Source organism: Pseudomonas sp. MPB23 (assembly GCF_046605395.1).
Classification (GTDB): Bacteria; Pseudomonadota; Gammaproteobacteria; order Pseudomonadales; family Pseudomonadaceae; genus Aquipseudomonas.
On record NZ_CP176771.1, the window covers coordinates 4,171,651 to 4,192,071 of the forward strand.

The following is a 20,421-nucleotide window of genomic DNA, read 5'->3' on the forward strand; positions in this document are numbered from 1 at the left end:
AGTGACCGCTCGTTTACCGATTGAAGAACAAGGATTGATTGATGGCTCTCAATGATCACGCGCTCTGCACTTTCGTCAGCCTGGCACCCTCGCTGCTGCTCGAAACATTATGGGTGCAGCAGTGGCAGGGCGAGGAAAAGCTCTCTCAGCCCTATCGCTTCGAGGTTCGGCTGGCCACGATCAATCCGTTGTTCGACGACGAAGCACTGCTGGGCAACCGAGCGGTATTGACCCTGAGCGATGCGTTGGGGCAACCGCATCCCTATCAGGGCGTGGTCACGGAGGTGGATTATCTCGACGCCGATGCCCTGTATTTCTACTACCGCGTGGTGCTGGAACCGCGCTTTGTACAGTTGCGTCATTTCCGCTTTTCGGAAATCTGGTTGGATAAAAGTCTGCCGGAGCTGATTCGCGACGTGCTCAATTTGGCTCACCTGACTGTCGAAGGGCCGGGTATGAGCGGGTTGCCCGGTTCGGCGTATGACTTCGATATTCGCCTGCCGCTGGCCGATGATCGGCTGACCCTGGCGACGTTCACCTGCCAGTTCGAGGAAACCAGTTTCGCGTTCATTTCACGTCTTCTTGAATATTTTGGCGTGTATTACTTCTTTGAACAGGGGCCTGACGGCGAGGCGCTGGTGCTCTGTGGCGACCAACGCTACCAGCCACAACTCCCCAGTCTGCTGACCTATCGCCGCCAAGATTCGGAACTGGATGTAGGCCGGGTCCTGGCGGTGGCACGCACCTTCGAGCGTAAGCTGGTGCGGCAAGCGGCACAGGTCACGCTCCAGGACTTTTCCGCGAGCAACGCGCAGTTGAAGCTTGAGGTCAATGCCTCGGTGGCAAGCGCCAGCCTCGGGGCACATGCTTCGCTCGAACAACGCTCGGCGCTAGCGAATTCGCCAGTATTTATCGGCAAGCAAGGCTTGTATGGCGAGCACTTCGGTTCGCTCGAACAGGGGCAATGGTTGGCGGATCGCCGCGCCCAGGCCATCGGGTGCCGTCAACGGGAGTTTCATGGCAGCGGTCGAGCCACCGGGTTGCGCGCGGGTTATCCGATGCTGTTGGTCGGCCACCCGCGTCCGCTGTTCAATGCCGGTTATCAGGTCATTGAAGTCCACCATGACGGTTATCAGCCGTTGCCAGGGCTGGGCGCGGAGGGGGAAGGGCCGGGGCAGGGGATCAACACGCGGTTTATCGCCTTGCCGGGCGACGTGCAGTACCGTGCCCCCTGTGTGACCCCTCGGCCGTATGTGCAGGGCGTGCTCAGTGCGGTAGTGGATGGTGATGAAGATACCGGTCGGCCGCTGCTCAATGAGCATGGTTGCTACAAGGTGAGTTTCCCGTTCATTTGCGGTGAAAAGAATGCGGCGCGTGGTTCGGCCTGGTTGCGTATGGCGACAGTCTCCAATGGCTCAAGCCATGGCATGGCATTTCCACTGCTCAAGGGCACGGAAGTGCTGGTGTCTTTTCTCGGCGGGGATCCTGACCGCCCCGTCATCACCGGCAGCGTACCCAACTCGGAAAATCCGGCGCGAGTCGCGATGGATAATGCGACACAGAGCGGTATCAATACCCCGGGCGGCCATTATCTGGCGATGGAAGACAGTGCATCAGGCCCGATGATGCGAATGGGCGCCCCCGTGGGCAATACGAAATTGACCCTGGGGGAGGGCAACATCAGCGGCGCGCATCTTCAAACCGACAATCATATGCAGTTGGCATCCAACTCGTACAAGCACGAGGTTTCCGACATGTACTCCCATAGCATGGGAGGCGGAATCGGCATTTCGTCCAATGGCGTGAACAGTGAGGACAGTCAGGACCCACCCGCGGCTGATCCCGCTCCGGCACCCACGCCCACGCCCACGCCCACGCCTACACCCGCACCCACACCTACTCCCGCACCCGCACCCGCATCTGAACCTGCGTCAACGACGCCAGCGGCGGCGGCGAAAAAATCACATACCGTCTTTCCTACTTTTTCGCACACAGGGAGATTCCAGGATTATCAGATCGCTCCGACTGCGACATTTACGCCGTCCTGGTCGATAAAAATGGAGGCGACGCTGGAGCAGACCTCTGCGTCGATAGGCTTGCTGAAGCAAAGCTTGAATGTCATGGGATGGGAGATTGCCGTCAGTATTGCCGGCCCCAAAACGACATACTCGATGAGTCCGGGTGGCCGGGAATTCAAGCTAGGGTACAAGTCGACCTTGGGTACTCAACTGTCGGAATGTCTTAACTCGAAGAAAAAACACATGACCGATACAGATGAGATCATCAATAAGGTTGTGAACACCGGCACCTATATTCACAGTACGACAGCCCTGACGAAGATTGTTTGTGGACCGCATAGCATCTCATTGACGCCCGCCGGAATTGCTATCTCTTCACCTGTGACGCCCATCACCTTGCACGGAGACGTCCATGTCAGCGGCCAACTTGTTGTTAGTGGCGATACGATCACCAACAACCTGACCGCGATCATGAATATCAAGGCTGGCATGGCACTCAGTACCAACAAACTGGAGTCGACCATCATTAAATCAACGCAGCCCATTTTGGGTACTGTCGTTGCCCCGACCATGGTCGCCGTCGAGAAAGCAATGATCTTTGCAATGGATGCAAGCGTTGAAGTCAAAGCTCAAGCGGTCACTGTAGCCAGTGTGGTGAACCGGACAGCAGACCAGCTGAATACAGTCGCGCAAACTGTACGAGAGGTAGCAGGTGTTGTATGAAAAACTACAAACTTGATGAAAACAGTTTGCTACTGATTGCCCGTCACCAGTCCCTATCTTCGAAATACTTGGTGGCGACTATTGGTTTTCTGATGAATCTTCAGACGGGCAGGACGATACCCGCCAAAGACAGCTGGGACTGGATTTCTTCTCGATTTTGCGGTGTGGCTTTCGATCGAGGCCTGAAGAAAAGCTTTGGCACCTTTGCGTTACATGGACAGGCATTCGCGCTCAATGAGCAACAACGAACAGCAATGCCTGTCCATGTACAGGTGGGTTCATGCGAGAAAACCTTGCATGCCTTCGCGCCGCGACGTTGGCATTACGGGCTGAGTGGCTGGAATGCAGTCTCCAGCGGTAGCTTGGAATCGGTTGCGCTGGATTTTCAGCATGCATTTGGTGGTGACGGCTATGCGGACAATCCGGAGGGTGTGGGCTATGTCGATAACCCTGACCCACGGCAACAGATTGCTCTGCCACAGATAGAGCACCCTGGTGCACCGTTGCGCAGTCCAATGGATCGTCCATCGCCAGCCAGCTTTTTGCCTATGCCGCCGCAGTGTGTCGAACGAAAGGTATTCATGGGTACGCTGGACGAGTCCTGGCTGAAGCAAACCGCACCCTGGTTACCAGCCGATACCGATCCGCGATGGTTCAATGAAGTGGCTGAAGATCAGTGCCAGGCGCACTACTGGCGCGGTGATGAACTCTGGTCGGTAAGCGGCATGCATCCACAGCATGCGCAGTTGTCCGGCAACTTGCCTGGCCTGCGTCCTCGACTATTTGTGGAACGCATTGAAGGTATCTCGGCCATTGTCGAGCAGCCTTTGGACCTGGATACGGTGTGGCTGTTTCCGAACGACGAGCACCTGCTGCTGCTTTATCGCGCGCAAATACCGGTCAATGAAACCGATGCTGAAGATATCGCTGCATTGGGCGTGGTGTGTGAGCAGCGGGATGATCCGGTCCTGAGTGCCCAAGCCTGGATTGACAAACTGTGGGCCCAAGAAACTGTCGAACCAGTCACGGCGGCTGCATTTGAAATACCCACCTTTGACAGCGAGCAGATGTTGCGCGATCTGCAAGCGCAGGCGGATCAAATCCACGCACGAGTTGTGGAGGCTCACCAGGAAGCCTTGCAGGCCGCGCAAAAAATGGCCGCACGCATCGGCAATCCGTTCGATATATCCAAGTTTCCGCCACCTTCACGTGTTGATTTCGCTGAAGCGATTGCGCAACGCAACGTCACGGATCTGGCGGCAGACGTACCCTTTGATCCTGCTGCGCTAGAGGTAAACATTCGCGCTGCTGTTGCCGAATCTGAGGCGGAGGGGCATCACTATGTAGCGCAAATAGCCAAGCGTTTTGATCGTACCGCTGAATCCATTTATGGCCAGGCCGCCGAACTAAAGGCTGCACGCCCGGCGCCATCATTTAATGCCGCCTCCATGGTGGATAAATTACCGCTGCCGGCAGCCAGAAAAGCTGAGTATCAAGCCAGAATCGAGGATGTTTTCACGCAAGCCGTGTCGGTTGAAACACATATCGCTACCGAGATCGCTGCGTTGACCGAGCAAATTTTGGCAACTACTGCGCTCCTGCCAGCGGCCGGGTTGACCGTGCCTAAGGTTGACTGGACCCGTGAACTCATTGAATCGGCATATGCGGCTTCGCAAACTCTGGAAAATCAAAAATTCACAGGACTTGATCTATCAGGCATCAATTTAAGTGGCGCCAGCTTGATGGGTAGCTCATTTGAAAAGTGCACGTTAACGGGCTCCGTGCTGACCGCCGCCGCCATCCATCAGGGTGTCTTTATCGACTGTGATTTGGCACAGGCGGATTTGCATGAAGGGCAGTTGTCCTCGGTTTTTTTCCAGCGTTGCTGTCTGGACGATGCCAATCTCAGCGGTGCACTGGTGGCTGATGTCTATGCCACCGGATGCAGCCTCCTGCGAACACAATTTACAGCGGCCATCCTGCCTCAAGCACAGTTCGTCGACTGTGCATTGGACAACGCCGACTTCACCCGCGCCGGACTGGCCGGTGCAAGCTTTCGCAACTGTACGCTGACCGCGGTGAGTGCCGTTGAAGTCGACCTGTCAAAATCCAGCCTGGATGCCTGCAAGGTGGACTGTTTGAAGGTTTCTGGCGCCGATCTTGAGCAAGCGTCCTGGTCGCAAGTGACCGGCACTGCAGTGGATGCCAAAGGCGCGAAGGCCGTTAATTTTCGCCTTGATCAAAGTTGCCAGTTGCCCGGTATCTGTCTGGATGCTGCGCAATTACAGCGGGCCAGTTTTCAAGGCGCGAATCTACGGGGGGCCAGTTTAAAAGGCACGACACTCAAGCAGGCGCTTATCAGTCGCTGCGATCTGCGAGACAGCGACGGTTACCACCTGAACGCGGTACAGGCTGACTTCACCGGCAGTGATCTCAGGCAGGTCCGTTGGCAAGGTGCAAACCTGATGGAGGCGCGGTTACGTAAAGTGCAACTGGATGCAGCGGATCTAACCGGGAGCAACCTATTCGGTGCCGTGACCGAAGCGGTCCGGGGCAAGGACGTTGTATTGGATCGAGTCCTGCTAGGACGGTGCCGCCTGAAAGAGGATCTCGCCCATGTCTGAGCAAACATTGACAGCCGATCAGTTGCAAATGCTGGTCGCGGAGCATGAACCGTTAGTGGGCCTTGATCTGGAAGGTGGAAACTACTGCGCAATTGATCTTCGCAATGCCCGTTTTGAGCGCGTCAATGCGCGTGGCGCAATCTTTTCACAGGCGCAGCTTGAAGGCTGTTCGTGGATATCCAGCGAATTGTCCGCAGCGCAATTCGACGATTGTACGTTTACGGACGTAATGCTGACCGATTGCACGTTAAACGGTGCGAGCCTGCTAGGTGCCCGGCTGGATCATGGTCTATGGCTGCGCTGCAGTGGCAATGACTTGGATTTGCGCAAGACCCGCATCAAGGGCTTGTCGGTGATAGAGAGCGTGTTTGCCCGCGCGCGTTTCATCGAGGCAAGCATGGAGTCCAGTCAGTGGGATACGTGCACCCTGACTGATCTGCAAACCGCTCAAACTCGCTGGTCACAGGCACGCTTTATCAATTGTCTGTTGGAGCGGGCGCGTTTCGTCGCAATTGTCCTCCATCAGTGCGCCTTTGATCGTTCGACGCTGACGGATGCGGATTTCACGGGGTGCGATGCCCAGTCAGCGTCTTTCTACCAGAGCCAGGGTCAACGTGTGGTGTTCAAAGGTGCACGCCTGGACAACGCTATTTTTTCCAATGCGCAGATGTCAGGTGCCAATTTTACTGGGGCCAGCCTGAACATGGCGTGTCTCAATAACGCCGATTTATCCGATGCAATGTTGTCCAGGGCTTCACTTGAGTATGCGCTGTGCGAGGAGCTTCATGCGCCGAAGGCAAGCTTCATCGACGCCAACCTCAACGGCGCCGATTTTCACGGTGCCGACCTCGCCCATTGTGACTGGCGCGGTGCCAACTTAGACGCCATCCGTCCCGAAGACAGCGAGCGCCTGGCGGCGCAACGCTGGCTACCAGCCCTATAGGAACCAGCGATGCAAGAAGCCCTGAACTTTATCGATACTCCTGCCGTATTGCGCCATGCGCAGATCAATGCGGTCAGCGGCGAACGTTTCGGCGTCGTCAGCACCCAAGGCCATCGCTACTGGTTGAAACCGGCCATGGGGTGCCTGCTTCAGCCTGCCGTCGGCGATACGGTACTAATTACTCTGGCGGGGGAAGACGGCTACATCCTTAGCGTTCTGGAGCGTACTCAACCGCAACCGGCTCAACTGCGTGTAGAGGGTGACGTGCATTTCAACCTGCCCAGCGGCGCATTGAGCATTGAAGCCCGAGACGGCCTTTCGGTGGATGCGGGCACCATGCTTGCATTGCGTGCCGATCAGACGGTGGCGCATTTCGCTGAGGCTCAAGTTGGCGTCACCACGCTTAGCGTCACGGGAGAACGTTCTGATCACTACTGGAGCGAGCGCAACGACAGCGCAATCAGGCATTGCGAAAAAGCGGTGCGACATACCGCGAACTACAGTCAGAGCCGCCGTGAAGTCAAAGGCCATGAGGAGCTCACCTCGGGGTCGCTGCGCCAGCGAGTCGACAAAGGCTGGAGCCTGCGCGGCGAGACGCTGGATTTGTTTGCCGAAGTCACCGTTGCCGTAAGCGGTGAACGAATCAAACTGGGCTAAGAGAGAAGTAGCTATGTACATGCTCAACAATGGTGGCGCGACCGCAAGTTCGACAGTGCCTGATATCTGCAAAACGCCTACGCCTGCTGGACCGGTGCCAATGCCTTATCCCAATACGGCTGATACATCCATGGCTGATCCCGGTGGCTTGGTAATGATGGTTTTGGTCTGTGGTTTGCCTGCAATGAATCTCATGAGCAAGGTTTTGTTGAGCAACGGCGACCAGGCTGGCGCAGCGGGCGGCGTGGTGAGCGGAAAAATAATGGGTTCGATGGCTTTTATTGATGGCAGCGCCACGGTCATGGTGGGCGGTATGCCCGCCGTGCGGCTCACCTCGCAGACAGCTCACAACGGAACCCCGCCCAACACCATGGGTATGGTCAGCGCTCCAAGCCAGACCATGGTCATGGTCATGTCCTGATCAAGGAAGCGGTGCCAGGCAATAAGCAGGCAGCGCTCCACATCCCGGTTATAAGCGGTGAAGTTAAAGCCGCCCGACGGCGAATGAATAAATTGGGTTAAGGGTAGGTGTGATGATGCTTAAAAATGCAGCCGTGCAAAACGGTCTCACTGCTTTCGGAAGGTGCAAAACGCCGATACTCGTACGGGTGCTCGAATGATTAAGGTATTCGCGATACTGCTCACGCTCTGTCTGCTGCTCACCGCCTGCAGCTCCCAGGACCTCACCCCCGAGCAAAAGGCCCTCACCGCGCTCAAATGGGACTACACCGAAAACGCCATCGAGTTGAGCTTCACCGCCGATAACGACCTCAATCAGTACGACGGCCAGGCGCACAACCTGTTGGTGGTGGTCACGCAGTTCGATCAGATCAGTGCGTTTTCCGCCTACACCGGCAGCTCCCAGCAACTGAGCAGCCTGCTGCTGATGAACAGCGCGCCGCCCGGGATGATCGGGCTGACGCGGCTGTTTATCGAGCCGGGTCAGACCCGCACGTTAAGCCTGCCGCGACTTGAGGGCGCGAAGATGGTCGGCGTCGCGGTCGGTTACGCGCACCTGGACCCGACGCGCAGCGTCAAGCTCTATCAGATCGGCGTCGACGTGACGTCGACGGGGTTCTTCAGCAAGACCTGGACCGCCACGCCACGCCCCATCGCCATTGACCTGCTTGTCGGGCCCGATGCGCTGTTGCGTGGCAAGGAGAGTCGCCTGGCGTTGCCCAAGCCGGTGCAGCCCCGAGAGGGCGAGGTGCGCCTGCCGGGGGCACAGGGCTGACCTGTTTGTCGTGAGCGTTGCAGCGACCACGTTTTTTCAATTTTTTGCCTGAAACCGAGCCCTATGAATATCGATCAGTTGTTGTATTGGCACCAGGGCTTGTTCCTCCAGCCTCAGCATTTTCAACAGAACGATGCGCGTATCGAGCATCGTCTGACCCGGACCACAGAATTGAACCATCCGTACCCGTGGGGTTTGATCTCGCTGAAGATCAACGAGCCCGCGCTGGTTGCCAAACAGTGCCTGCTGGAGCAATTGTCGGTGCGCTTCGCCGAAGGCACGCTGGCCGAGTATCCCGGCAATGCGATGCTGGAGTCGCGCAGCCTTGACCTGGGCGAGTTCAGTGGTGGCCGCACGCTGTTTGTCGGCTTGCGCCGCCTGCTGCCGGGCGACGCCAACGCGCAGGTGTTCGAGACGCTGTCGGCGGGTTCCCGGGCCGAAGCGCGTTTTATCGTGGCGGCTGACCCGGAAGTGATCGGTGACCGTCTCGGCGATTCCCCGGAAGCGCGGGTGCGCCCGATGTCCTATGTGTTGCGGCTGTTCTGGGACGATGAGCTGGAGCATTTGAGCGCCTACGAGTTGCTGCCGATTGCGCGTCTTGAGCTGGACGGTGATCGCCTGCGGCCGGCTCAGCGCTACGTGCCGCCATCGGTCAATCTGGCGGCATCGCCGATGCTCCTGCAAACCTTGCGTGAAGTCCGTGACGAACTGGTCGGGCGGGCGCGGCAGTTGTCGGTGTACAAGCAGCCGGGCGAGTCGCGGCGCGGCGATCTCGATGCGGCCCAGGTCAATCATCTGATGGCCCTGGCGGTACTGAATCGTTATGGCCCGTTGCTCACGCATTTGCTGGAAACACCGCAGGTTTCGCCGTGGCAGCTTTACGGCACCCTGCGCCAACTGGTCGGTGAGTTGAGTCTGTTTTCCGATATCTGTGACATGCTCGGCGAGACCCCGGATGGCCGTCAGTTGGTACCGCCCTACAAACATGAGGACGCGGGGGCCGCGACGATTGCACTGGTGGCCCTGATCGGCCAGCAACTGAATGAAATCAGCATCGGTTCGGAGTTGCTGGTTCACCTGCAACTGCAGGAAGGCTTTTATCAGGCACCGTTGCCGGACGCGTTTTTCGGCCCGCGCCATCGTTACTATCTGGTGGCGCGCAGTCTGGTCGATCCGGTGTGGCTGGCCGAGAGCCTGCCGTTGGATGGCAAGCTGGGCGCCCTCAGCGTCATGCAAGGCCTGGTCAACCGCGCGCTGCCCGGTATTGAGTTGATCTACCTGCAAGTGCCGCCCCAGGGGCTGCCACGGGTGGCCGGCGCGTTGTACTTCCGTCTCGAAACGCTGAGCGAGGGTTGGGAAACGCTGCTGCAAGAGCGTCAGGCCGCGTTCTTCCTGCCGCAGCCGCCGGCTGACTTGAGTATCGACCTGGTGGCGGTGCGCACATGATCAATCCCCGCCTGGCTGACTGCTGGATGTCGAGTTTCGAAGCGGCCAAGCGCGGCTTCGTTGATCCGGCGCAGGCCTATGAGACGCTGGCACCGGCCCTCATCGTGCGGCTCGATGGCGCCGCCAATCGGGCCCGCGAACTGCGTTTTGCCGAAGCCGAAGTGCGTGAGGCGTTGTTCGCGGTGGTTGCCTGGGTTGATGAGGCGGCGATGTCCGGCGAATGGCCCGGAGCGGCCGAATGGCGGCGGGCGCCGTTGCAGCGCCACTATTTTTCCACCAGCCGTGCCGGTGTCGAGTTCTTCCAGCGCCTGGAGGCGTTGCCCGAGGCAGCGGTCGGTGCCCGTGAGGTCTTCGGCCTGGCCTTGCTCGCTGGCTTCCAGGGGCGCTACGCGACGCGTCCTGGGGGTGAACTGATGCAATACCGTCGGCTCTGCCTGGAGCGGATCATTCTCGATCGGCAGATGGTGCCGCTGGATGCCGACAGCCATCTCTTCGAACAACCCGAGGACCACCTGCCGACACGTCTGCGTGCGGTGCGCCGGGGCTTGCCCGGTCTTTCGTTGCTGCTGCTGATCGGGGTGCCCTTGATTGTGTTGACCGTGCTTTACATCAGTCTCGATCTCTCCCTGGGTCGACAAGTCAGCCAACTGCTGGAGATGCGCTGATGTTGAAAAAAGCAGGGGTGTTGTTGCTCGGGTTGCTGCTGTTGGTCTGCATTGTGCTGCTGCTCTGGGGCCTGGCGCTCTACGAAAGCTGGCCATTGTGGTACGTGCCGGTGATTTGCGTCGTTACGCTGTTGGTGGTTTTGTGCCTGCGTGGGATCGGGCGACGCTGGTATGCCTGGCGCTTGCGTCGGCGGATGAACAGCGAGTTGCCCCAGCGTCGTCGCGATGAAGCGCCGGCGCTCGATCAGGACTGGAACAGCGGCGTGCAGATGTTGCGCCAGTCGCGCCTGAGTCGATTGGGTTCACCGCTGTATGTGCTGCCCTGGTTCCTGATGCTGGGCGAAAGTGGCAGCGGCACCCGCACGTTGCTGGGCAACAGCGGGTTGACCTCGGCCTTGCGTTCGACCCGCGGTGGAAAGCCGGCGGCTTCGACCGGGACCCTGGAGTGGTGGTTCCTTGAGCGTGGCGTGATCATTGAGCCCGCCGCGCGCATGGCCGAGGGCAACAGCGACGCGGGCCCCGAATGGCGGCGGTTGCTGTACTGGTTGCTGCGTTCGCGACGCCGCGAACCCCTCAACGGTGTACTGCTGGTGATCGACTGCCAGCGTTTGTTGAACGACTCCGATGCGAGCCTGGCCGAGCAAGGGCACAATCTGCGCCGCCGTATTGACGACTTGGTGAAGGTGTTTGGGGCCCGTCTGCCGGTGTATTTCATCATTACCGGTGCCGAAGCCTTGCCGGGCTTCACCCAATGGGCTTCGGCCCTCACGCCGCCGCAACGCGAGCAACCGTTTGGCCTGCTCAGCCGACAGCGCACGGGGGCGGCGCAGGTGTTTCTCGAAGAAATGTTCAGCGGGCTTGGCCAGCGCCTGTTCGACTTGCGCATCGAGTTGGGCGTGCGTGGCCTGCCGGATCAAGATGCTTTCAGCCTGCCAGAGCGCATCGTCGACTTACGCGCGCGTCTTGAGCATCTGTTGTTGCCGGCATTTGATGCCAACCCCTACAGCGAGTTGCCGCTGCTCAGCGGGCTGTTCGTGACGGCGCAAGGGCAAGAGGCAGACGGTACAAGCGAAGGCTGGTTCAGTCATGAGCTGTTGGGACAGTTGTTGCCCGCGCAACGCCACGCCTATCAACCCATCGATAGCTGGCATCGCTGGCGCAGGCTGTTGGCCCATGCTGCCGTCATCGGCTGGCTGGCACTGTGTGTCGGCTTTGGCGCCTTGCTGGTGTATGCCGACCAGCACACCCAGGCCGTGCTCACCGACGCGCTTGACGAGCCGCCGGCGGCCGAGGATTTCGACGGTGGGTTGGAGACCGATCTGGATGCGCTGCGTCGCTTCCGCCAAGCGTTGATCAGCCTGTCTGCCCAGCAGCAGGGCGGCTGGCATGGTTTGCTGCCGTTCTCACGCCATATCGACCAAGTCCAGGCGCACTATCGCTCCGACTACGTCAGGCTGTTCGACAGCGAAATACGCACGCCGGTCTTCGACGGTTTCATTTCGCAAAACCTGCGCGGCGCGTTGAACAGCGGCGATCCACGGCTGATTGCCGCGTATGCCGAATTCCTCGTGCGGCGGATCAACCTGCTCGATGCCCGCCTGAATAATCAGTCGCTGGATGACTTGCCGTTGCCCGGCTCCGAGGTGGGTTTCCTGAACTTGACCTACGGCTCCAAGCAAGCGATCAGCGCCGGGCAACTGGTCACCCTGGGGAGCAGCTATCGCTCCTATCTGGAGTGGCAAACCGATCTGGCGCAGATGCAGGGCCAGCGCGCGGCCTTGCTGGGCCAGTTGGAAAGCATGGGGCTTGAAGGCCGCCCTCTGACATGGCTGAAAGCCTGGGCCGAACTGCAGGGCAATCTGCAGCCGATCCGGCTGTCGGAATACTGGAACGATAGCGGTAACCCTGACCTGAGTCTTTCCGGGGCCTACACGTCGCAAGGGCACGGTGCGATTTTTGCGTTCATGGATGAACTCGGCCTCGCCAGCCGTGACAGCGCGCTGTGGAAGACGCAGCGGGTGAAGTTCCTCGATCAGTACCAAAGCGATACCCAGGATGCCTGGTATCAGTTCATCCAGGGCAGCCTGCTCAGTGCGCAGACACGTTTGAAGACGCGCAGTGATTGGCAATTGGCCCTGAGTGTGGTCGGTACGCCCAACGATCCGTTCCTCAAGCTGCTGCACCGCAGTGCCGAACGGTTCGCCCTGATCCCGCCCGAGCAGCGGGCACCTTGGGCGAGCCGCGCGGTGTCGCTGGATCGTTTGCTTGAACTGGCCAGCAACAATGATCTGCATGCCGAAGCAGGCGCGCTGAGCAGTCTGAAAATCACCAATGCCCTGGGCGGCGATGTGCTCAAGGGCGTGGCCAGTGGCGGTTCGATCGAGAGTGGCGTCAACGGCTTGCGTGACGAGTTGGCCCAGGCCCGTGCATTGGCCAGGTTTCAGATGTTGATGAAAGGTGTAGTGGCCGATCTGCAGAAAAGCGATGCACAGGCGTTCCAGGTGGCCATGGACACCTGGGGCTTCGGCGCCGATCCTTCGGTGAAGTCCGCGCCGTTGTGGGAAGCCGATAGCGTGCGCAGCGCCTTGATCCAGGCGCTGAAGGGGCCTGATCCGCGTGAAGATGTGGTCTGGTCGTTGGCGACCGGCCAGCTGGATTTTTCCTCGCACTATGTCTCTGAAGTGGCGGCCTGCCGCCTGCAAAGTGACTGGAGCGGGCAGTTGCTCAGTTCGATCCAGGGCGTGCAGGACCCGGTCATGCTCAACGAGCTGCTGTATGGCGAGCGCGGTCAACTGCCGGCGTTTATGAGTGGGGCGGTGAAAACCTTCGTGCAACGCGATGTGCAGCGCTACAGCGGACGGGAAGCGCTGGGTGTGCAAATTCCGCTGACCGGTGCGTTCTACGCCTATGTCAGTCGTATGCAGCATGCGCGCAACGATCTGCTCGGTGCCGAGCGCCAGAGTCAGGCTCAGCAGGCCACGGAGCAGCAAAGCCGGCAGGCACTGGAAGCCGAGCAGAAAGGCCTTGTGGCGCAACGGGCCGAGCTCAAGCAGAGCATTGCCCTATTGCAGGCCACCGCGGCGGTGGTGGAATTGTCCGCCGCGCCGTCACAGGTCAACCTCGGCGCCCGTTCGCTGCCCCAGCAAACGCGCCTGACACTGCAATGCAGTGGCCGCTCGACGGTGCTGGATAACTTCAACTTTCCCACCAGCGCCAGCTTCGTCTGGGCACCGGGGGCCTGTGCGGATGTCATCCTGGAGATCAGCTTCGCCAACTTCAAGCTGACCCGGCACTGGACCGGCGACCGCGCATTCGTGGACTTCCTGCGATTGTTCAACGGTGGGCAACACACCTTTGGCGTCGATGATTTTCCGAGCCAGCGTAACGTGATGGGCAGCGAGAATCTGGTCGGCATTCAACTGACTTACCGCCAGGAAGGCGAACAGGCGTTGCTGGACAAGTATGCCCAGGCCGACCAATTGCAGCGCCAGGCCACCCTCATCGATGCACAGTTGAACGGTATCGCCGAACAGTTGACCGCAATGGATGCCCAGGCGGCCGCAACGAATGTCCGTCTGGCCGCCCTCGGTTCGCCCACCGAGCAAGGGGTCGCCAGTATTCAACCGCCGACCCAGATCGCCTGGTGCTGGACGCCCCGGCCCGTCGCCACAGGTCTGTCAGCCGGTGAAGGGTTGCGGTTGGACCTTGGCACCTATGGCAACGAGACGCGCTTGAAGAACCTTGAGGCGCAGCTGCGCATCTTGGGTTTGACCAGCCGCCGCGAAGCCACGCAGTCGATAACGGGTGACAAGGCGACACGGTTGCTGGTGGTGGCGCTGCGTGACGATGCGGCCGCGCAACGGGCGATTCGTGAGATCGTGCGCAAAATGGGCGTGGCCGCCACACTCGACAGCACGGCTGCCAGCAAGGTCGACCTGTGACGAAGGGGTGGCGCGCGTCACTGGCGCTGCGCATTACCGCTGTCCTGGCGCTGGTGCTGGCGTTGAGTTGGTGCGTGGCCGCCGGGCTCAGCGCCTGGCGTACGTATGAACAACTGCAAGGCCAGGCGCTGGAGGACCTGAGTCAGCGCCTGGCGTTGCTCTCCAGTGTCGACAATGACGATTTTCGCGACGCACAGGAGGGCGCCAGACGACTGATGACGCGCTGGAACAGCGGCGCGGCAAACGAGTTTGGTGGCAACATTTTCCAGCGCAGCACCATGGATTGGGTGCTCAATCCGGCCGTACAAAACGCCTCGGCCACGGAACGCTTGTCCCGCGCCGCGTCCGCCGCCGAAGCCTTCGGTACGGCCGGCCAGGCGATGACGGTCGATACGTTTTTCTATTTCCCCGACGCTGGGGCGGCATTCTCCACGCAAGTCGATATTCCTTCGGGCTTCGCTCAGGCCCGAGCGACTCATTTGCGCGCGCTGTTCGACGGATTGTCGGCAGATGGACGCCAGGTTGTCTGGGACGGGCCCTACTACGAGCCGTCGCTGGGCCGCCAGTTGATCAGCGTTGCAGTGGTCGCCCGGGATGCGTCGGGCAACCCCTTGTTCATGACGGGCTATGAACTGAAGCTGGATGAGCGTTTGGCCCGCATCGGGCAGTTGCTCAATGGCTATCCGACCCTGTTGCTCGATGCACAAGGCCAGCGCATTGCCGATCTTTCCGGCAATACGCTGGAGGCGGTTTCCCACGACAGGCTCAAGCAATTGATCGCGGATTTGCCTGTTGCGGCCGGCTTCCCACAGATCGGTCGCTTCGACGCCGACACGCCGATGGTCGTCGCTCACCTGGGGCAACCGGATTGGTATCTGTTGACGCTGTATCCGCAAGCACAGCTGCGCGCAGGCGCGTTGGGGCTGATTCTCGCCGAGGTCCCTTTTGCGATTGTCGGCTTTATCCTGTTGGCCCTGGGTTTGCTTTGGGTCTTGCATCGCGAGTTGGCGCGGCCGCTGGCACGGTTTGCGCGGGAAATCGAAGAGACCGCGCGTGGCGACGACCTGTCCCGTCGCTTGCCAGAGGCGCGCGCGGATGAACTGGGCCGCTTCGCCAGGGCTTACAACCGCTTGCTCGATGCGTTGCAGGCCCAGCAGGCCGGGCTGGAGAACCTGGTGGCGGTGCGCACACAGGAGCTGCAGGGCGCCCGAGATATCGCCGACCAGGCCAACCAGCTCAAGGGCCAGTTCCTGGCCAATATGAGCCATGAAATCCGTACCCCGATGAATGCCGTCATTGGCATGAATCATTTGCTGGCGGATACGCCGCTCACGCCTCAACAACAGCATTTTGTCACGGCCATCCGCGAAAACTCCGAAGCCCTGTTGGCGCTGATCAGCGACATCCTGGACTTCTCCAAAATCGAATCGGGCAACCTGAATATCGAGCAGGTCGAGTTCGATCTGACCGAAGTGCTGGAAGATGTCACCGAACTGCTGGCGCCGCGCGCGGCGGAGAAGGGCGTGCGCATGATCTGCCATATTGCCACCAATGTACCGGGGCATGTGACCGGCGATCCGTGGCGACTGCGGCAGATTCTGCTCAATCTGCTGAGTAATGCTGTGAAGTTCACGGCCAGTGGCTCGATTCGCCTGCTGGTCTGGCGGGCGGATGGCGACCGGCTCGGCTTTCAGGTGATCGATACCGGCATCGGCATCGCGCCGTCGGCACAGTGCTCGGTGTTCGAGGCATTTCTGCAGGCCGATGCCTCCACCACCCGAAACTACGGCGGTACCGGATTGGGCTTGTCCATCAGCCAACGCCTGGCGCGGTTGATGGGCGGGGGGATCGAGTTGCAAAGCCAAGTGGCTGTGGGGTCTGCCTTCACGCTGACCTTGCCCTTGCCGCAATGCCCGGCGCGGGCGGCCGATGCTCCACGGTTGTGGGGGCTGCGAACCCTGGTGGTCGATGAGCACGCCGATGAACGTGGGGCATTGATGGAGATGCTCGGCCAGTGGCAGATGCTGTGCCAGGGCGCGGCGTCAGCCGAAGAAGCCTTGAACCTGATGCGCGAGCAGGCACAGTTGGGGGTCATGTTCGACTTGGTATTGGTCAATTGGCGCCTGCCGATGGTCGATGGCGTCGAGTTCGCCGACCTGTGCCGTGCAGCCCCGACATTGGCGACCACGCGCATCGTGCTGATGGCTTCGCAGGTGGAATCACTGCCGTCTGCCGATGAACTGCGTGCCCATGGCCTCGCGGCTTGCGTGGTCAGGCCCCTGCGTCGGCAGCTTTTCTATCGGACCTTGTGCGAGGTGCAGAGCGGCGCAACGCCGACGCTCAGCGAAACACCGTCGCCGTTGCGCAGTCTGGAGCGGCATGACTTCAGCCTGGACGTCCTGGTGGTCGATGACATCGCCACCAATCGGGAGATTACCCAGTTGTTCCTGGAGCGTTTCGGCCATCGCGTCGTTCACGCCCGTGACGGCGTCGAAGCCCTGGAAATACTCGGCCGGAAGGTCTTCGATGCGGTGTTGATGGACGGCCAAATGCCACGAATGGATGGTATGGAAGCCGTTCGTCAAGTGCGCTCGGGAGCGTGCGCCGTGCTCGATGAGGAGGTGTACGTCATCGCCTTGACCGCCAACGCCATGAGCGGTGACCGTGAACGCTTCATCGAAGCCGGCGCCAATGACTATCTCGCCAAACCGGTGTTACCGATGCAGTTGTTCGACGCGATCACGCGAGTGATCGTGCGGCAGCAGGCGCGGGGGATGGAGTTGCGCAGCCCAGGGCCTTCGCTACCGTGCCCGGCAGCGCCCATGCCCATCCTGATGCCGCTCGATGAACAGGACCCACTGCGTGCACCGCGTCTGCAGCGTTTGTTCCTGGCGGACTGCCAGGCCTTGCTGCTTCGGCTCAGGGAGTCGGTGGCGCAGGTCGATCATGCGGAGTCCGCGCGTATCGCCCATAGCCTCAAGGGCAGCGCCGGGCAATTCGGTGAAGCGGCTTTGGAAGCGTCGGCTGCGTTGATGGAACGGGCTGCGGTTGACTCGGACGTCGCCACGATGGTCGCTGCGCTGCTGCAACTGGAAATGCATGGTTCAATCCTGGCTGCGCGTCAGCCAGGCCCCTCTGGAAAACCTGGAAACCCCGACGATGCCTGAGTGCCGTTTGCTGCTGGTTGATGATCACGCAATGATTCGCGAGGGGTTGTGTGCTTTGCTCGCCGATGTGCCGGAACTGACCGTGGCTGGCGAGGCCGAAGACGGTCAGCAAGCCGTTGCCCTGTGCCGCGCCTTGCAGCCCGATCTGGTGTTGATGGACCTGAATATGCCGTTGCTCGATGGCGTCTCGGCCCTGACCTTGATCGCCAGGCGCTGGCCCGCCATCCTCATCATCGCCCTGACTTCCACAGTCTCCGAACATAACGCCGCGCTGGCATTGGAGGCCGGCGCGGTCGGTTATGTGCTCAAACGAAGCCGGCGGGAGGATCTGCTCCAGGCCATTGCCCAGGTGCGTTTGGGCAGAATCTATATCGATTCCGGCCTCGATGCCGCCCAAGTCCTGGCCCTGCGCGGAGGAGGGCTAACGGCCAGTGGTGTCAGCCTGACCGGGCGAGAGCGCCAGGTCTTGAAGCTGGTCGCCGAAGGTGCCCGTAATCGAGATGTTGCCGAAATCTTGTGCATAGGCCTCAAAACCGTAGAGACCCATCGGCTCAACCTGATGAGGAAACTGGACGCCCACAACGCCGCCGATATGACCCAATGGGCCTATCGGCTCGGTCTGCTTGGCGGGGATCAATAACCTGATTTGGATAACGGCGGCGGGGCAGGGGGTTGGTCACCCGGGCAGACGTAATCAGGTTTATGTTAGGGTGATTCCTTGCATCTTTGAACGTTGTGTTGATCAGATAGCGAGTGCCTGATGAAAATCAATTCGGCGGATTTTAGAGTACGGGAAGGTGACAAGGTCAATCTCCACAAGTGGCCGACCAAGGTGGAGCTTTTCTACAAGTCAAAACAGCAATATCGCAAGCTTCTGAAAGCCCATGTTGCGCAATTGAGCGCGCAGCAACAGCTTCTTTATGCGTCCAATCGCTATTCCATTCTGCTGATTTTCCAGGCGATGGATGCGGCAGGAAAAGATGGCGCCATCAAGCATGTGATGTCCGGTGTGAATCCGCAGGGTTGCCAGGTCTTCAGCTTCAAGCATCCCAGCGCGGCTGAATTGGAGCACGACTTTCTGTGGCGAAGCACACGCAATCTCCCGGAGCGCGGGCGGATTGGCATATTCAACCGCTCGTACTATGAAGAGGTGCTGATAGCCCGCGTCCATCCGGAGATTCTCCGCAGCGAGGGGCTCCCGGATGCTGTTGAAAACAGTCGTACGGTCTGGAACGAGCGATATCGTTCGATCTCCAATCTGGAGCGACACCTTTCAAGTAACGGGACGCGCATCATCAAGTTTTTTCTCCATCTCTCTAAAGATGAGCAACGAAAGCGCTTTATCGACCGCATCGACACGCCGGAAAAAAACTGGAAATTCAGCGCTGCGGATATCGAGGAACGTCAGTATTGGAAAGACTATATGCGGGCCTACGAAAAATGCCTCAGTGCGACCAGTACGCGCGAGACGCCTTGGTATGTGGTGCCTGCCGATGACAAGAAAAATGCCCGACTGATCGTATCTCAGATATTTTCGGATGTGCTGGATGAACTGAAAATGTCCTATCCAAAGACCAGTGAAGAGCGCCATCAAGCACTGCTGAATATCCGCAAGCAATTGCTGGAAGAATAATTGAGCGGCGCGAATGGGCTTTTCGCAGGCGGTAGGCTCGTACGAAACCGAACGCCTCGGCGCTATCCCCACCATTACCCGAGACCTCATTACAACAGGCGAAGCAAGAGCTAAGGATGTCTGATGTGAAGCGTATTGCTCTTTTTCTGGACGGCACTTGGAATAACGTTGATGACAACACCAACGTCTACCGCGCCAAATCGCTATGCAACAAATCGCCCGAACAACTCTGCTATTACAGCGCAGGGGTGGGCACTCAGAAGGGTGAGCACCTCAGTGGCGGCATGTTCGGCATCGGCATCAACGAGGAAGTACTGAGCGCCTACGAGTGGCTGGTTGATCACTATGAGCCTGATGCGAAGATCTTCATTTTCGGTTTCAGCCGTGGGGCATTCACCGCCAGAAGCCTCGCAGGCTTTATCTCCATTTGTGGCCTGCTCAAGCCTGGATCGCCCATCTCGTTGAAGCAGGTTTACGAGCGGTATCGCAACGGCAAGACGAAGCACTCGATCCTCGCGCTGTCGCACTTAGACGACAGCACGCTTTCGCAAGAGGACATTTGGCAGAAACGATACTCACGGTCGATCCCGGTTTGGTTTCAAGGGGTATGGGATACCGTCGGTGCGTTGGGTGTTCCTGGGCCCTGGATCCCGCATGTCAGTAAAGGCGATTTTGCTTTTCTGGAAACCGATCTGCGAATCAACGACACGCATGCGTACCACGCCTTGGCGATCGACGAGCATCGTGAAGCGTTTGCGCCAACACTCTGGGTGAAAACCACACCCAAGCAAGGCGATACCTTTGCGCCCCGCGATCTTGGCCATGTTGAACAACGCTGGTTTGTCGGCGCCCATGCCAACGTCGGAGGGGGTTATGAGAATGACCTGCTGGCGCAAGTTCCGCTGAAATGGCTAATTGGTAAAGCTGTCGCTCACGGTTTGGTATTCAACGATAACGTCGAGCTTGATGGCGATGAATCCACTTGCCAGGTTCGTGACTCGTACGCAGAAATGGCTCACGGACTTTATGCGGTTGTGACGTTCGGAAAACACTACTACCGATCCATCGGTACACCGGCGGTGGACAACGGAGACTCGACGACCACTACGATCAACGAGACCATTGATGCTTCGGTGTTTGATCGCTGGCGCAAGTTAGCCGACTACCGCCCCAGGAACTTGGCTATATGGGCTGCGCGGGCTGGGGTGGATCCTGGACTGATTGTGGGTTCGGTTATGGCGAACTTTCCGGATACGGTTGTCCCTGCCTGAGTAGCTAAGGCCCACTCCAGAAGACACGTACTTTCGTGCGTGCCGCACACCGTAAGCGAACAGCCAACACGCCCACCGAACTCCCAAATCAAGGGGGCT

13 protein-coding genes are annotated in these 20,421 nt (G+C 59.4%); all 13 read left to right on the plus strand.

Features of this window, described 5'->3' with window-relative positions; all coding sequences use genetic code 11:
• Positions 1-41: 41 nt before the first annotated feature.
• Complete coding sequence (locus ACLH0J_RS18840) at positions 42-2,741, plus strand: type VI secretion system Vgr family protein (protein WP_411388535.1); 2,700 nt, start codon at positions 42-44, stop codon at positions 2,739-2,741.
• Positions 2,738-5,365: a DUF2169 domain-containing protein gene (locus tag ACLH0J_RS18845; RefSeq protein WP_411388536.1), complete on the plus strand. Its 2,628-nt coding sequence runs from the start codon at positions 2,738-2,740 to the stop codon at positions 5,363-5,365. Before ACLH0J_RS18840 ends, ACLH0J_RS18845 begins: the two co-directional genes overlap by 4 nt.
• A complete protein-coding gene (locus tag ACLH0J_RS18850; RefSeq protein WP_152740308.1) occupies positions 5,358-6,308 on the plus strand; it encodes a pentapeptide repeat-containing protein in 951 nt (316 codons plus the stop codon). Before ACLH0J_RS18845 ends, ACLH0J_RS18850 begins: the two co-directional genes overlap by 8 nt.
• Before the next feature lie 9 nt (positions 6,309-6,317).
• Positions 6,318-6,965 carry a DUF3540 domain-containing protein gene (locus tag ACLH0J_RS18855; protein WP_152740309.1) on the plus strand — a complete coding sequence of 216 codons (648 nt, stop codon included), beginning with the start codon at positions 6,318-6,320 and terminating at the stop codon, positions 6,963-6,965.
• 13 nt (positions 6,966-6,978) lie between these two features.
• Entirely contained in the window at positions 6,979-7,386 is a 408-nt protein-coding gene (locus ACLH0J_RS18860) for a DUF4150 domain-containing protein (RefSeq protein ID WP_152740310.1), read from the plus strand.
• Between the two features lie 195 nt (positions 7,387-7,581).
• Positions 7,582-8,199 (plus strand): type VI secretion system lipoprotein TssJ, encoded by a 618-nt coding sequence (gene tssJ, locus ACLH0J_RS18865; protein WP_411388537.1) that lies wholly within the window; start codon positions 7,582-7,584, stop codon positions 8,197-8,199.
• Between the two features lie 63 nt (positions 8,200-8,262).
• The gene (gene tssK / locus ACLH0J_RS18870; protein ID WP_411388538.1) at positions 8,263-9,645 is read left to right on the plus strand and encodes a type VI secretion system baseplate subunit TssK; all 1,383 of its coding nucleotides are present in this window, start codon (positions 8,263-8,265) and stop codon (positions 9,643-9,645) included.
• Positions 9,642-10,310, plus strand: coding sequence for a DotU family type IV/VI secretion system protein (locus ACLH0J_RS18875; protein WP_411388539.1), 669 nt, complete (start codon positions 9,642-9,644; stop codon positions 10,308-10,310). Before tssK ends, ACLH0J_RS18875 begins: the two co-directional genes overlap by 4 nt.
• A complete protein-coding gene (locus tag ACLH0J_RS18880) occupies positions 10,310-14,251 on the plus strand; it encodes a type VI secretion protein IcmF/TssM N-terminal domain-containing protein (RefSeq protein ID WP_411388540.1) in 3,942 nt (1,313 codons plus the stop codon). Before ACLH0J_RS18875 ends, ACLH0J_RS18880 begins: the two co-directional genes overlap by 1 nt.
• Positions 14,248-17,418: a response regulator gene (locus tag ACLH0J_RS18885; RefSeq protein ID WP_411388541.1), complete on the plus strand. Its 3,171-nt coding sequence runs from the start codon at positions 14,248-14,250 to the stop codon at positions 17,416-17,418. The genes ACLH0J_RS18880 and ACLH0J_RS18885 overlap by 4 nt, the downstream gene beginning before the upstream one ends.
• Positions 17,351-18,058, plus strand: a complete 708-nt coding sequence (locus tag ACLH0J_RS18890; protein WP_411388542.1) for a response regulator — start codon at positions 17,351-17,353, stop codon at positions 18,056-18,058. Before ACLH0J_RS18885 ends, ACLH0J_RS18890 begins: the two co-directional genes overlap by 68 nt.
• Before the next feature lie 120 nt (positions 18,059-18,178).
• Positions 18,179-19,051 carry an ADP-polyphosphate phosphotransferase gene (locus ACLH0J_RS18895; RefSeq protein ID WP_411388543.1) on the plus strand — a complete coding sequence of 291 codons (873 nt, stop codon included), beginning with the start codon at positions 18,179-18,181 and terminating at the stop codon, positions 19,049-19,051.
• 116 nt (positions 19,052-19,167) lie between these two features.
• A complete protein-coding gene (locus ACLH0J_RS18900) occupies positions 19,168-20,322 on the plus strand; it encodes a DUF2235 domain-containing protein (RefSeq protein WP_411388544.1) in 1,155 nt (384 codons plus the stop codon).
• The last annotated feature ends 99 nt before the right edge of the window (positions 20,323-20,421 follow it).

Coding starts and splice junctions, on each gene's coding strand:
- ACLH0J_RS18840 (WP_411388535.1), top strand. CDS start 42: ATGGCTCTCAATGATCACGCGCTCTGCACTTTCGTCAGCCTGGCACCC.
- ACLH0J_RS18845 (WP_411388536.1), top strand. CDS start 2,738: ATGAAAAACTACAAACTTGATGAAAACAGTTTGCTACTGATTGCCCGT.
- ACLH0J_RS18850 (WP_152740308.1), top strand. CDS start 5,358: ATGTCTGAGCAAACATTGACAGCCGATCAGTTGCAAATGCTGGTCGCG.
- ACLH0J_RS18855 (WP_152740309.1), top strand. CDS start 6,318: ATGCAAGAAGCCCTGAACTTTATCGATACTCCTGCCGTATTGCGCCAT.
- ACLH0J_RS18860 (WP_152740310.1), top strand. CDS start 6,979: ATGTACATGCTCAACAATGGTGGCGCGACCGCAAGTTCGACAGTGCCT.
- tssJ (WP_411388537.1), top strand. CDS start 7,582: ATGATTAAGGTATTCGCGATACTGCTCACGCTCTGTCTGCTGCTCACC.
- tssK (WP_411388538.1), top strand. CDS start 8,263: ATGAATATCGATCAGTTGTTGTATTGGCACCAGGGCTTGTTCCTCCAG.
- ACLH0J_RS18875 (WP_411388539.1), top strand. CDS start 9,642: ATGATCAATCCCCGCCTGGCTGACTGCTGGATGTCGAGTTTCGAAGCG.
- ACLH0J_RS18880 (WP_411388540.1), top strand. CDS start 10,310: ATGTTGAAAAAAGCAGGGGTGTTGTTGCTCGGGTTGCTGCTGTTGGTC.
- ACLH0J_RS18890 (WP_411388542.1), top strand. CDS start 17,351: ATGGTTCAATCCTGGCTGCGCGTCAGCCAGGCCCCTCTGGAAAACCTG.
- ACLH0J_RS18895 (WP_411388543.1), top strand. CDS start 18,179: ATGAAAATCAATTCGGCGGATTTTAGAGTACGGGAAGGTGACAAGGTC.
- ACLH0J_RS18900 (WP_411388544.1), top strand. CDS start 19,168: ATGTCTGATGTGAAGCGTATTGCTCTTTTTCTGGACGGCACTTGGAAT.